The organism is Paenibacillus sp. FSL R7-0312, from assembly GCF_038004445.1.
GTDB lineage: Bacteria > Bacillota > Bacilli > Paenibacillales > Paenibacillaceae > Paenibacillus_AQ.
Genome location: NZ_JBBORE010000001.1, coordinates 4,536,123 through 4,548,571, shown reverse-complemented (window position 1 = coordinate 4,548,571; position 12,449 = coordinate 4,536,123). Strand labels below are relative to the sequence as shown.

The following is a 12,449-nucleotide window of genomic DNA, read 5'->3' as shown; positions in this document are numbered from 1 at the left end:
AACGAAAATACATTTTTCTTAAGGAGATTGAATATTCAATGGAAAGACGTTTTGCATCACATCCGAATGAAGTTAAGCAGTTTGACACTGAGCGCCTGCGCAAGGAGTTCCATATTCCGGTTATTTTTGCTCCGGATGAACTGAAGCTTGTCCTGACCCATGAAGATCGCATGATCGTTGGCGGGGCTAATCCGGTCAATGGGGATGTTGTACTTACAACGGACCTCAAGGAGCTTGGAGTGACTTACTTCCTGGAACGCCGTGAGCTGGGTATTATCAATGTCGGCGGCAAAGGTTCGGTTGTTGTAGACGGAACTGAATATGAAGTTGACTTCAAGGAATGCCTGTATGTAGGCCAAGGCTCCAAAGATGTTATTTTCAAAAGCGCCGACAGCGCCAAACCAGCGAAATTCTACCTGAATTCCGCTCCGGCTCACCAGTCCTACCCTACTACCAAGACCACGCTGGCTGAATCCGAATCCGGAGCCATGGGCGGACTTGAGAATTCCAACGAACGTACGATTCACCGCTTCATTCACACGAACGGCGTGCAGAGCGCACAGCTTGTGATGGGAATGACTCAGCTGAAACCGGGCAGCATGTGGAACACCATGCCATCCCACACTCACCCGCGCCGGATGGAAGCTTACTTCTACTTCGATCTGCCGGATGACTCCATCGTCTTCCACCTGATGGGCGAGCCTACAGAAACCCGCCACATTGTAATGCACAATGAACAGGCAGTTATTTCCCCAAGCTGGTCCATTCACAGCGGTGTGGGTACACATAACTACACCTTCATCTGGAGTATGGCCGGAGACAACAAACGTTACGATGATATGGACCCCGTAGGCATGAAAGAATTACAATAGAAGCAAATCAACTACGGAAAGATGAGGCAGGCGGATGAACCCGATACGGCGGCACGAGATGATTATGGAAGTTATGCTGAACCAGAAGGATGTAACAGTGAACGAGCTGAGCGACAAGCTCCAGGTAACGGGAAAAACAATCCGCGAGGACTTAAGCAAGCTGGAGGAACAAGGACTGATCATGCGTGTACACGGCGGAGCTGTGCTGGCACAGAGCGATCAATTCGGGATTCTGCCCTCCAAAGACCCGCTGGATAAATATTCCGAGGAGAAATCGGAGATTGCCCTGCGTGCGCTGGCACATATCTCCAAGGATGACATTATTGCACTCGACGGCGGGAGCACCACGCTTGAGATTGCCCGGCGGCTGGAGAATATGCCCCTGACAGTCATTACCAACGATGTGTATATCATCAGCGAGCTGGTTCCCAAAGACAACATACGTCTGGTCGTTCCCGGAGGGTACCGTGTCCGCAACATGCTGGCCGGCCCCGAAGCTGTCTCCTATGTACAGAAGCTTAATATTCAAAAAGCCTTTCTCTCGGCGACAGCCGTTCATATTGAGCATGGCCTGTCCATCTATACCGGAGATTTAATCGATTTCAAACAAGCCTTAGTATCCACGGCCCGCCAGGTATTCGCCGCTTGCGATCATCACAAATTCGGGCATACCGCTCTGCGCACCTTTGCTTCACTGCAGGAAGTCGATGTGCTGCTTACAGACAGCGGGCTTGCGCCCGAGACGGTGGAGCTGTTCCGCAAGGCAGGCGTCAACATCGAGTGCGGGTAGTTTAATACCCATTTATGCCTTATAAGCGATACTCAATTATGCAACTTAAAGGAGAGAATTATAATATGTCATCTTTATTCAGTTTGGCAGGTAAAACAGCAATCGTAACGGGTGCCGCCCAGGGTCTTGGACAAGGGATCGCCCTTGCCTTCGCAGAAGCTGGCGCAGATGTAATCTCCGCTTCCCTTAATGGGAGTGAAGAGACTGTTGCAGCAGCTGAAGCTTTTGGCGTCAAGGCACTTAGCATTGCTACTGATCTGAGCGATCATTCCAAGCTTCAGGGCATGTTCGACGAAGCTGTTGCCTTCACAGGCAAAGTTGACATCCTCGTGAACTGCGCAGGTATGATCCGCCGTACGCCAGCCAAGGATCACAGTGAAAAAGACTGGTTCGACGTCATCAACCTCAACCAGAACACTGTATTCCTGCTGTCCCAGATCGCCGGCCGCCACTTCCTTGAAAGAGGCAACGGAAAAATCATCAACATCTGCTCCATGCTCTCCTACCAGGGCGGCATCAACGTACCAGGCTACACTGCAAGTAAGCATGCCGTAGCAGGTCTGACTAAAGCATTCGCTAACGAATGGGCTGGTTCCGGTCTGAACATCAACGCCATCGCTCCAGGATATATGGCTACTGAGAACACAGCTCCAATCCGTGCCGATCAGAGCCGTTCCGATTCAATTCTTGACCGCATTCCAGCCGGACGCTGGGGAACTGCTGAAGATGTTAAGGGCCCTGCTGTGTTCCTGGCATCTGCGGCTTCCGACTACCTGAACGGACATATCCTTAATGTAGACGGCGGATGGCTGGCCAGATAATTCCGGCTTGGAATTTTTGAATAACAGCACCATAAATTGATTCGGCTTGCTCCAACTATAGAGATAATAAGCGCCGTATATACAAACTGAGCGCGTATAGATAGGATTGTTCGTAGTTTAGCGGCGGCTGTTCAGAGCAACTGCTAAACACATCAAACCCCGGATGCTTCTTATGCACCGGGGTTCTTTGTATGCTTAATCCGACCCATCCCTTATCGGAACACGATGAACTCGTCAGGATTGGCATGGATGTAACCAGCGATGATCCGCAGACTATGTGCTGTAAGCGGAGCATCTTCAAAAAACTGCAATCCCTCCAGCACACTGCTCCAGTATCCCGGCTGATCCAGCAGATAACTGAGCCACCCGTAGTATTCTTCCGCAGACTTAGAGCTGTGGTCATATAGAATCCGGAACATACAGAGCGCCCTCTGTCCCCTGCTTAGCTGTGCAATTGCTTCATTCTTCACCGCCGGAGATTTCGCGCGGATCTTCATGAACGTGGGTTCCATGCAGGCATAGCCGAGCCGTTCGTCACTAAGCGAGTTGAATGTAGTAAGCTCCATGGGTACTGGCTGCATTATTCGTCCTCCCTGACAGTCAAGAATATAGAGCATGCCTGAACAATGGCTACATACAAGAAATGCAGGATAAGTATCCCTATGAAGATTAGTCCGGTAACCGGTGCCGGCTCGTCCTCATGTACTGTCATGGGAAAGAGCGCAGCGAACAGGTAGACGAATAAGCTGAAATAGGCAAACCAGAGCAAACTCGTAATCATAGCTATTCTCCGGTTGTCCAGTATTCGCCGGGTTACATACACGATCAGAATTCCGGTCAGCAAAAAGCCTGCGATATTGATTAGTGTGACCGAACGCTCAACCTTCCCGTACTCCCATCCGGTGATCCGGCTAATCCTCAGTGCATTTCCAATCAGCTCAATGGCTGCAAAGACCGGCAGAGCCAAGATGATGCTGGCCAGATTTAGCTTAACCAAATATTTCATCGTTCTCCTCCTGGGCCGTACATTCCCTCTACCACACCTTCATTTGGATATTACTGTATTTCTGTATCTATGGTAAGCTGTAAAAAATATAATCGTCAAGACCTGCTGCATTCCGCATCCTGCTTTGACGCAATTGGTGAAGGAGCTTCTGTATGACCGAAGAGATACTAACTACATTTGATGAGCAAGGTAATAGAACCGGAACCGCTCCCCGCGATGAGGTACACCGCCACGGTCTCTGGCACGAGACCTTTCATTGCTGGTTTGTCCGTCAGGCTGACAATGGACTGATGATTTACCTCCAGCTGCGCAGCCGGCACAAAAGAGATTATGCCGGACTGCTCGATATCACTGCCGCCGGCCATCTGATGGCTGATGAGACGGTGGAGGATGGGGTCCGGGAGGTACAGGAGGAGCTGGGCCTTAGGCTTGCTTTTGACGAATTAAAACCTTTGGGGATTATCCCCTACCAGATGGATACAGCCGGGTTTATGGACCGGGAGCGGGCGAATGTTTTTGTTTACGAGAACAATTATGCTCTCAGTGACTTCTCGCTGCAGCAGGAAGAGGTTGCAGGGATCGTCCAGGCCCGCTTCGCCGAGTTCCGCAGCTTCATCGCTGGGGCAAGCAGCACTCTACATGTGCAAGGCTTCCGGGTAACCGATGACAGTGAATGGGCCGAAATTAATGAACGGGTAAACCATGCACAGCTCGTACCGCATGAGCCAGCTTACTATTTGCGGGTGATTGAGGGAATCGAAGCTCTTTACAGCAGGGAATGACGTCCAGATTTCAAACCTATTTGCTTACTCAGCTGCTTCCACGGCAAAATGTCAGGCGTAATGCTCAAACAAATCCTTTAGATGGATTTAATACATTTATTTTTCGTCGAACGAATTGATTCCTGGCATTACGTGGATAAACAGCATCTGCTTCACTGCATTTTAGAGGCTTATCATATCATTCAAAAAGGCAGAACCCGATTTTTAGCGGGTCCTGCCTTTTTGAACTCATTGCTTATATTTTCAGCCTGCTTTATGACTTAGCAGCTTGCCGTTTCAGCATAACCAGCCCGTTGACCGGCAGCTTCAGCTCTGTGGGTGCAGCAGCACCGGATTCGAGGTCCGTATACTCCTGACCATCCAGCGTTACCACTTGCTCGTTGCCGCTGAAATTCTGCACAAATACATAATCATGCTCGCCGTCACTGCGCAGCTGAGCCGTTACTCCTGTAGGAAGCTCGGTGTTCAGGGAGCGGCTGATGCGTTCTTTTCCGGCAATGGCGGCGTATAGATCCACATAGAACTGCGGGTCCTTCACCCGTGTGGCCAGATGATAGGCTTTGCCTGCCCCCAGCTTGTTCACGGTCAGTGCCGGACGTCCGGCGTAGAAGTCGCTGCGGTAATGACCCAGCGCTTCAGCACCCTCCAGATGGATCAACTCAGCGATTTCATGCGCATCATAGTCTCCGGTCAGCTTCAGGGTGTTGCCAGGGTCCATCACGAGGCCGTTCAGATCGCGGCTGTGCAGCCCTTCTGTCTCTTCTGCCCAGATCCCCAGGGTTCTGCGCAGCGGTCCAGGGAAGCCGCCCAGGTGGCACAGGTCCGTCTCGCCTACGACTCCCGACCAATAGGTAGCCAGGAATGTGCCGCCCTGCTCCACGTACTTCTCAATCCGCTTGCCATTTTCTTCGCTGATCAAGTATAGCATTGGCGCAATGACCAGCTTGTAGCCGGACAGATCATCACCGGAGCCGACCACATCCACCGGAATCCCCAGCTCCCACAGTCCGCGGTAATGCTGAAGCACAGTCTCTTCATATTTCAGCCCGGAATTTCGGATACCCTGGGCATCCTTAACCGCCCAGCGGTTGTCCCAGTCGAACAGGATGGCTGTTTCGGCAGGAGTGGTTGTACCCACTACATCCGTTAATCCTGCCAGCGTACGCCCAACCTCAGCCACATCTCTGAATACACGGGTCTCCGCATGTCCGCTGTGATCGACAACTGCGCCGTGGAACTTCTCGCTGGAGCCGCGGCTTTTGCGCCACTGGAAGTATTGTACGGAGTCCGAACCATGGGCTACCGCCTGCAGGGAGGACAGCTTGTGCATACCCGGACGCTTCAGCTTGCTGACAATCTGCCAGTTCGTGAGCGAAGGTGTGCTTTCCATCAGCAGGAACGGTTTCTTTTTGAAGCTGCGGTACATATCGTGATGCATCGCCGTCCAAGCCGCCAGCCGGGCATCATCATCATCCTCGGTATACCCCCAGTCCGGATAAGCATCCCAGGAGACCACATCAAGGATCTTCGCCAGGTTACGATAGTCAATACCGTCGATCATATGCATGTTGGTCGTCACCGGCAGTTCAGGATTGAAGCTGCGCACCGAGTCAATCTCATGCTGGCAGAAGTTAATCGTCTGGTCACTTACGAAACGGCGCCAGTCCAGGTTAAGACCATGCACCTGAGTCTCTCCGTGCGGAGCCGGGGATTCAATCTGTTCCCAGGAGGTGTACGTATGGCTCCAGAAGGTCGCCCACCAGGCATGGTTCAGCTCGTCCAAATCTCCCTTGTATTTAACCTTAAGCCACTCTCTGAAGGCATTCTGACAGTAATCACAGTGGCATTCGCCGCCGAATTCGTTGGAAATATGCCAGCCGATGACTGCCGGATGATGAGCATAACGCTCCGCCAGCTTGGAGTTCATCAGCGCGGTTTTTTCACGGTAGACCGGGGAAGTGAAGCAGTGATTATGGCGGACCCCGTGCAGATTGCGCACCCGGTTCCGTTCAACCCGAAGTACTTCCGGATATTTCTCCGACATCCAGGCCGGGCGTGCTCCGCTTGGCGTAGCCAGGAAGGCATAAATTCCATTTTCCTTAAAGGTATCCAGCAGCTGATCCAGCCACTCGAACGTAAACACGCCTTCTTCCCGCTCCAACGAAACCCAGGAGAAAATGCCCACGGACATTACATTGCAGCCTGCCAGCTTCATCATCCGGATATCTTCTTTCAGCACCTCAGGGTATTTCAGCCATTGCTCGGGATTATAGTCGGCACCATGCAGCATTACAGGAGCCTTGCTGCTGATTGCAGGAACTTTGCTGTTCATATTATTACATTCATCCTCTCGTATAGGGTTCGATGTTAGAATGGGACTTTTCACTGATATAAGTTTTTCGTCAGCTCTATCCCTTTAGCTTGTAACCATTTATACTATTTATAATAAAGGATAATCAGTTGCCAATGGTAGTATAATAATAGCGTTTCCATAGCACAAAATGAATATGAGGTGTTTACATGCTCCCCTTCTCCCTGATCGAAATGCCGCGCGACCTGAATGCGTTCCCCTTATACCCTTATTCGGTCGGCCGCCATATCCAGTATCACCATGTGCGTCCGGCCGGATTCCCGGTGCATCAGATATTCCTGATCCGCAGCGGTAGCGGACGGTTCCGCGACCTTGAGAACGGCACTGAGACGGTGCTGACACCGGGAATGGCCTATGCTTTTCCACCCGACCGCGGGCACGAGTATTATCCGTTGTCACATGAGCCGTGGCATGTAGGTTTCATCGGCTTCCATGGAAGCCAGTCAGCAACTGTGCTGGAGGGACTCGGCCTGCTGCCGTCTGCGCTGTTCCATCCTGAACGATTCGAGGATTGCTGGGATATGATCGGCGGAATCTGGCATACGGTAAACGGAAACAGCACCGGCCGCCAGGAGGAGCAGTCGATGCAGGATCTGTCGGTAACCCTCTACAGGCTGCTGCTGATGCTGCGCAGGAGCGAATGCTCCGCCGGTACAGCGACCCGCCTGGAGAACGAAAATGTACGCAACGAAGCTCTGAATAAAGCCGTCAGCCTGATCAACGAGCATTTCACGGAGCCGCTGCTGATTACGAATCTGGCCGCTGCCGTCGGTTATTCTGTCCAGCATTTCCAGCGTCTGTTCCTGCAGGAATACGGCGTGACTCCGCATAAATATCTGCAGAACCTGCGGCTGCAGCGCGCGCTGCAGATGATCACCGAGGACCCTGAGCGTCCTGTGCAGGATATCGCCCTCAACCTTGGCATGGACACCAATTATTTCATCCGCGTCTTCCGCAAGGCGCACGGAGTGACTCCGGGGGTGATGCGGAGCAGGCTGCACGGGAGTGACGAGTGAGCAACGTATTCTTGCTCCATCCATTTCGCCAACTGCATAAGACGTCCAGAACCCCCAAACGTATGTAGAATAGCCAATTCATCTGTGACCCGAAGGTATGCTTGGGAGGATGGAGTTATTTTCACGGATTAGTTCAGCCCGCAAATACTTCAGCCAAATGCTCCACGCAGTTGTACAGCAGGCAATCCCATTTACTATTGGTTTTGGTAAGCAGGGTCAGCGAAGTATTATCTATGTAAGTGGTGGTGAACACTTGCGGCAGCAGGTGCCGGAGCGTCAAGCCGATTAAGGCACCGTGGCTGACAACGAGTACTTTTTTATCCGAATAACGGGTATACAGCTCCTCCAGAACAAGCGCGCCTCTGCGTGATACATCCTCTGCCTTCTTCATCCCGAGCTCCAGGCTGCGCCAGTCCGGCCCCCATCTTCCGAGCCATTCTGCCTCATTCAGCCCTTCCAGCTGTCCGCAATCCATTTCACATATCCGTTCGTCAATCAGGTGCTCCTCAATCCCTGAGGCTGCAGCAATAATCTCTGCAGTCTCCCTAGCCCGGCACAAATGGCTGGAAATCATGAGGTCCCACGGTTCTTTACTCAGCCGTCCGGCAAGTCTAAGCGCCTGCTCTCTGCCTTCCCCGTTAAGCGGGATATCCGACAGTCCCTGAGCCCTTCCTGCGATATTCCATTCTGTGATCCCATGCCTGATTAAACCGATTTTTGCCACTCGAATGAACCTCCATTGTTATCGTCTATTGATCACTGCAATTTAAATCACCGAAATCTCTCGTTAGCTGTGGCACAGCAGATTGAGTTACTTACTCACTTTTGCATGGGGTACTATTGTTGGTCGAATTGCAACTTTAATCTCTTAATATCCGGGTGTTCAGGAGGATTGTTGTACGAAATACGAAATACAAGAATTGTCCCGCTCAGCCGCTCGGTGGTTGCGAAATCCTGCTTTTTATACAACAATTTCCGATTTGGCCCGAAATAATGAAGAGAATGTTGTATTATGTGCAGGATTTTCAAAAAGTCACCGGTTCGCCGGATCTCCACCACGATCAGAGAGTTAACCGAAGGATCTTGGCAACAGCAACACCCATCAGCGGCCTGAAGTCCAGGGATCACCAAAGTCACAGCTCATTCTTATGTAAATCTCCTAATAAGTTCAGTTTATCCCGCTGCAAAAAAGACAGCGCAGTCAGCCTCTTCCGAAGAGGTCCTGACCACAGCTGTCTTTCTGCATATCACCCTATCTAAACCGCCGTAAACTGGCTATTGTACAAACGGGCGTAATAGCCCCCGCTCTCCACCAGCTCCTCATGCGTTCCGCTCTCGACAATGTCGCCGTCCTTCATGAACAGAATCAGGTCCGACTCACGGATCGTGGACAGCCGGTGGGCAATCACGAAGCTGGTACGGCCGGAGATCATCGCCAGAAAAGCCTTCTGAATCCGCACCTCCGTCAGCGTATCAATACTGCTCGTAGCCTCATCCAGAATAAGCATCGGCGGATCGACGAGCATCACACGGGCGATGGTAAGCAGCTGCTTCTGGCCTTGAGAGAGATTATCTCCCGAGCCGCTTATTTTCGTATTATAGCCCTCGGGCAGCCGTTTGATGAAGCTGTGTGCATTCGCGGCTTTGGCGGCGGCAATGACCTCCGCTTCCGTTGCTTCCGGCTTACCGTAAGCGATATTATCGCGGATCGAACCTCCGTACAGCCAGGTATCCTGCAGCACCATCCCGAAGTTACGCCGCAGACTGTCCCGGGTAATCGAAGTAATGTCCGTACCATCAATCCGGATGGTGCCGCTGTCGACTTCATAGAAGCGCATCAGCAGGTTCACCAGTGTGGTCTTCCCCGCTCCGGTCTGGCCGACAATCGCCACGCGCGTGCCCGGCTTCACCTCCAGACTGAAGTTCCGGATCAGCGGCCGTTCCGGGGTATAGGCAAAGCTTACCTTGTCGAAGGTAAGCGTGCCCTGGCTTCCCTTCATCACTACAGCACCCGGAGCATCCGGATTCTCCTGGGGCAGATCCAGAATGTTGAATATACGCTGCGCCGACGCCGTCGCCGACTGCAGCTGGGTAATGACCCCGGTAATCTCATTGAACGGCTTCGCGAACAGATTCGAATAGATCAGGAAGCTGGACAGATCCCCGACGGAGAAGTGTCCGCCGATCACAAGTGCACTGCCTATCATCGCGATCACCGAGAAGGTGATGTTGTTCACCAGACGTGTAGTCGGATTAGACAGAGAGCCGTAGAACTGTGATTTGATCCCTGTCTTGTACAGCTCATTATTCCGCTCCGCGAAGCCTGCAAAAGAACGGTCCTCGTAGTGATAGGCCTGCACTACCTTTTGTCCGCCGACGAGTTCTTCCACATAACCGTTCAGCCCGCCGAGGATTTTGGCCTGCTCCCGGAACATCTGCTGTGAACGCATTGTAATGAAACGGGCGACGAAGAAGGTCGCCGGTGCAGACAACAGCACCACCAGCGTCATCACAGGGCTGATATAGAGCATTAGCCCGATAGCCCCGGCAATGGTCACAATCCCCGTCAGCAGCGTGGAGAAGCCCTGCAGCAGCCCGTCAGAGACAGCATCCATATCGTTCACGAACCGGCTGATGCTGTCGCCTTGCGGATGATTATCATGAAACTTCAGCGGCAGTGCGTCCAGCTTGTCAAACAGCTCGCGGCGGAGATCGTAAACTGTCCGGTAGGCCAGCTTGTTCGTATAGTAAGTGAGCAGCCAGCCGAAGAAGCTGCCAATCAGATATATGGCTCCCAGGATCAGCAGCAGGCGTAAAATCCCCGGGAAGTCCACCTGATCCGGCCCGATCATACGGTCAACCGCGCGGCCGATCAGCAGCGGTCCGATCAGGCTGGCAATCACACTCAGAATGGCGCAGATGACTGCCCCGATAGTAATCTTCCGGTATTGGCTTGTATATCTAAACAGCCGTTTCCAGGTCGCCCTGCTATTCATTGTACAGCCTCCTCGCTCGAGAGCTGGGACATGCAGATTTCCTGATAGACCCCGCAGCTCTTCAGCAATTCTTCATGCCTGCCGATACCGGCAATCCGCCCTTCATCGAATACAATAATCTGATCCGCCTGTCTTACGGTACTCACCCGCTGGGATACAAGCAGAACCGTCCTATCTCCGCTGTTCTTGTTCAGTGCACGGCGCAAAGCTGCATCCGTGGCAAAATCCAGCGCACTGGAGGAATCATCCAGGATGAGTATAGGCGGACGCCCTACAACCGCCCGGGCAATTGTCAGCCGCTGCTTCTGTCCTCCGGACAAATTATGCCCTCCGCGTGCGACAAGAGTATCCAGTCCCTGCGGCAGCTTGGCAATGAACTCTTCCGCCTGAGCCACCGCTGCTGCAGACATAATCTCATCCCGGGTTGCAGAGGCCTTGCCCCAGCGGATGTTATCGGCAATTGATCCGGTGAACAACATGGCCTTCTGCGGCACAATGCCAATCCTGCTCCGCAGCTGCTCCAGCCGGTACTGCCGCACATTTACACCTTCCACCAGAATTTCACCCTCTACTGCATCATAGAACCGCGGAATGAGGTTCACGAAGGTCGATTTACCGGAGCCGGTACTGCCGATTAGTCCGACCGTCTCCCCCCGGTGAATGTCGACCGTGATATTCTCCAGCGCAAGCTCACCGGTTGTGTTATACCCGAACGAAACATTGCGGAAGGAAATCACCGGCGCTGAATCATCACGCTTGGCCGCCGGCGCGTCTGCCGCAACCTCGGCAACCGTTGCCGTCATTGCCAGTACCTCGTTGACACGGTTGGCAGATGACGAGGCTTTGGTGAACAGAATAACGAGATTGGATACCACAATCAGCGCCAGCAGGATCTGTGTCACATAGTTGATGAATGCAATGATCTCCCCCTGTGACAGCCGCCCGGCATCGATATGAATGCCGCCTGCCCACAGAATGGCGATAATCGCCGCGTTAACCACCAGCGTGGTTATCGGGCCCAGCCAGGCGGATATCCGTCCGACCCGGATTGCGGTCTGCGTCAAATCCTCAGAAGCTTCATTGAAGCGCTGCTTCTCGCGGCGGCTCTCGGCAAAAGCGCGGATGACCCGGATACCGGACAGATTCTCGCTAAGCACCAGCGCCAGACGGTCCAGCTTGACCTGATATTTGCGGTAGAGCGGCGAGCTGCGCGTAATGATGAAATACAGAATGACTCCGAATACCGGTGTAGCCGCAATCAGGATCAGCGACAGCCGGAAATCCAGAATCATCGACATGATGATCGCCCCGATGCAGATGAATGGCGCACGGATAACCAGCCGGATCAGCATGGCTACGGCCAGTTGGAGCTGATTGACATCATTCGTGATCCGGTTGATCAGTGATGGCGTGCCTATAATATCAAGCTCTGCGTAGGATAACGATGAAATATGCTTGAACATTTTGTTGCGCAGCGATGTGCCGAAGCCCTGTGATGCCCTGGCTGCATAATACTGGCAGATCATGGAGCAGCCGAAGCCGAGGATGGCCATCAGCACCATCAGGGAGCCCATACGGTAGACATAGGCACTGTCCTGCCTGCCAATCCCGTTGTTGATAATCAGGGCCACAATCGTCGGCAGCAGCAGCTCCAGAATTGCCTCCAGCAGCTTGAAGATCGGCCCGATGATCACTTCTTTCCTGTATGGCTTTAGAAAAACAGCAATTTTGAACACAGTAATCCTCACCTAACCTACGTAGTATGTATTCACTCTTGAAAAAAACAAAAGACCCG

At 52.6% G+C, this 12,449-nt stretch carries 11 protein-coding genes; 5 read left to right on the top strand and 6 right to left on the bottom strand.

Translation table 11 applies throughout. The features are described from left to right. The first annotated feature begins 38 nt into the window (after positions 1–38). The 3 genes from kduI to kduD all read left to right on the top strand — a co-directional run bounded on the left by kduI (position 39) and on the right by kduD (position 2,483). Positions 39–872: a 5-dehydro-4-deoxy-D-glucuronate isomerase gene (gene kduI / locus MKX70_RS19930; protein ID WP_042237039.1), complete on the top strand. Its 834-nt coding sequence runs from the start codon at positions 39–41 to the stop codon at positions 870–872. Between the two features lie 34 nt (positions 873–906). Beyond that, on the top strand, positions 907–1,662 hold the full coding sequence (locus tag MKX70_RS19925) for a DeoR/GlpR family DNA-binding transcription regulator (protein ID WP_340840545.1): 756 nt from the start codon (positions 907–909) through the stop codon (positions 1,660–1,662). 65 nt (positions 1,663–1,727) lie between these two features. Beyond that, positions 1,728–2,483, top strand: a complete 756-nt coding sequence (kduD, locus tag MKX70_RS19920) for a 2-dehydro-3-deoxy-D-gluconate 5-dehydrogenase KduD (protein ID WP_042138045.1) — start codon at positions 1,728–1,730, stop codon at positions 2,481–2,483. Positions 2,484–2,695: 212 nt separating this feature from the next. Here kduD and MKX70_RS19915 read toward each other — a convergent pair whose 3' ends face one another. Continuing rightward, positions 2,696–3,064 carry a hypothetical protein gene (locus tag MKX70_RS19915; RefSeq protein WP_340840544.1) on the bottom strand — a complete coding sequence of 123 codons (369 nt, stop codon included), beginning with the start codon at positions 3,062–3,064 and terminating at the stop codon, positions 2,696–2,698. Continuing rightward, entirely contained in the window at positions 3,064–3,489 is a 426-nt protein-coding gene (locus MKX70_RS19910) for a hypothetical protein (protein WP_042237045.1), read from the bottom strand. Before MKX70_RS19910 ends, MKX70_RS19915 begins: the two co-directional genes overlap by 1 nt. 152 nt (positions 3,490–3,641) lie before the next feature. Between MKX70_RS19910 and MKX70_RS19905 the strand changes: the two genes are divergently transcribed. Next, a complete protein-coding gene (locus MKX70_RS19905; protein ID WP_042237046.1) occupies positions 3,642–4,271 on the top strand; it encodes an NUDIX hydrolase in 630 nt (209 codons plus the stop codon). Positions 4,272–4,524: 253 nt separating this feature from the next. On the opposite strand, the gene MKX70_RS19900 is transcribed toward MKX70_RS19905, so the two are convergent. After that, complete coding sequence (locus tag MKX70_RS19900; protein WP_340840543.1) at positions 4,525–6,603, bottom strand: beta-galactosidase; 2,079 nt, start codon at positions 6,601–6,603, stop codon at positions 4,525–4,527. A 188-nt stretch (positions 6,604–6,791) separates the two neighbouring features. Here MKX70_RS19900 and MKX70_RS19895 point away from each other — a divergent pair, with 188 nt between their 5' ends. Next, positions 6,792–7,658, top strand: coding sequence for an AraC family transcriptional regulator (locus MKX70_RS19895; RefSeq protein WP_081956570.1), 867 nt, complete (start codon positions 6,792–6,794; stop codon positions 7,656–7,658). Positions 7,659–7,791: 133 nt separating this feature from the next. On the opposite strand, the gene MKX70_RS19890 is transcribed toward MKX70_RS19895, so the two are convergent. The 3 genes from MKX70_RS19890 to MKX70_RS19880 form a co-directional block, all read right to left on the bottom strand. Then, the gene (locus tag MKX70_RS19890) at positions 7,792–8,382 is read right to left on the bottom strand and encodes a histidine phosphatase family protein (RefSeq protein ID WP_340840542.1); all 591 of its coding nucleotides are present in this window, start codon (positions 8,380–8,382) and stop codon (positions 7,792–7,794) included. 532 nt (positions 8,383–8,914) lie between these two features. Further along, positions 8,915–10,654, bottom strand: a complete 1,740-nt coding sequence (locus MKX70_RS19885; RefSeq protein ID WP_340840541.1) for an ABC transporter ATP-binding protein — start codon at positions 10,652–10,654, stop codon at positions 8,915–8,917. Further along, positions 10,651–12,390 carry an ABC transporter ATP-binding protein gene (locus MKX70_RS19880; protein WP_340785504.1) on the bottom strand — a complete coding sequence of 580 codons (1,740 nt, stop codon included), beginning with the start codon at positions 12,388–12,390 and terminating at the stop codon, positions 10,651–10,653. The genes MKX70_RS19885 and MKX70_RS19880 overlap by 4 nt, the downstream gene beginning before the upstream one ends. Positions 12,391–12,449 lie beyond the last annotated feature (59 nt).

Coding starts and splice junctions, on each gene's coding strand:
- MKX70_RS19910 (WP_042237045.1), bottom strand. CDS start 3,489: ATGAAATATTTGGTTAAGCTAAATCTGGCCAGCATCATCTTGGCTCTG.
- MKX70_RS19925 (WP_340840545.1), top strand. CDS start 907: ATGAACCCGATACGGCGGCACGAGATGATTATGGAAGTTATGCTGAAC.
- MKX70_RS19885 (WP_340840541.1), bottom strand. CDS start 10,654: ATGAATAGCAGGGCGACCTGGAAACGGCTGTTTAGATATACAAGCCAA.
- kduD (WP_042138045.1), top strand. CDS start 1,728: ATGTCATCTTTATTCAGTTTGGCAGGTAAAACAGCAATCGTAACGGGT.
- kduI (WP_042237039.1), top strand. CDS start 39: ATGGAAAGACGTTTTGCATCACATCCGAATGAAGTTAAGCAGTTTGAC.
- MKX70_RS19900 (WP_340840543.1), bottom strand. CDS start 6,603: ATGAACAGCAAAGTTCCTGCAATCAGCAGCAAGGCTCCTGTAATGCTG.
- MKX70_RS19895 (WP_081956570.1), top strand. CDS start 6,792: ATGCTCCCCTTCTCCCTGATCGAAATGCCGCGCGACCTGAATGCGTTC.
- MKX70_RS19905 (WP_042237046.1), top strand. CDS start 3,642: ATGACCGAAGAGATACTAACTACATTTGATGAGCAAGGTAATAGAACC.
- MKX70_RS19915 (WP_340840544.1), bottom strand. CDS start 3,064: ATGCAGCCAGTACCCATGGAGCTTACTACATTCAACTCGCTTAGTGAC.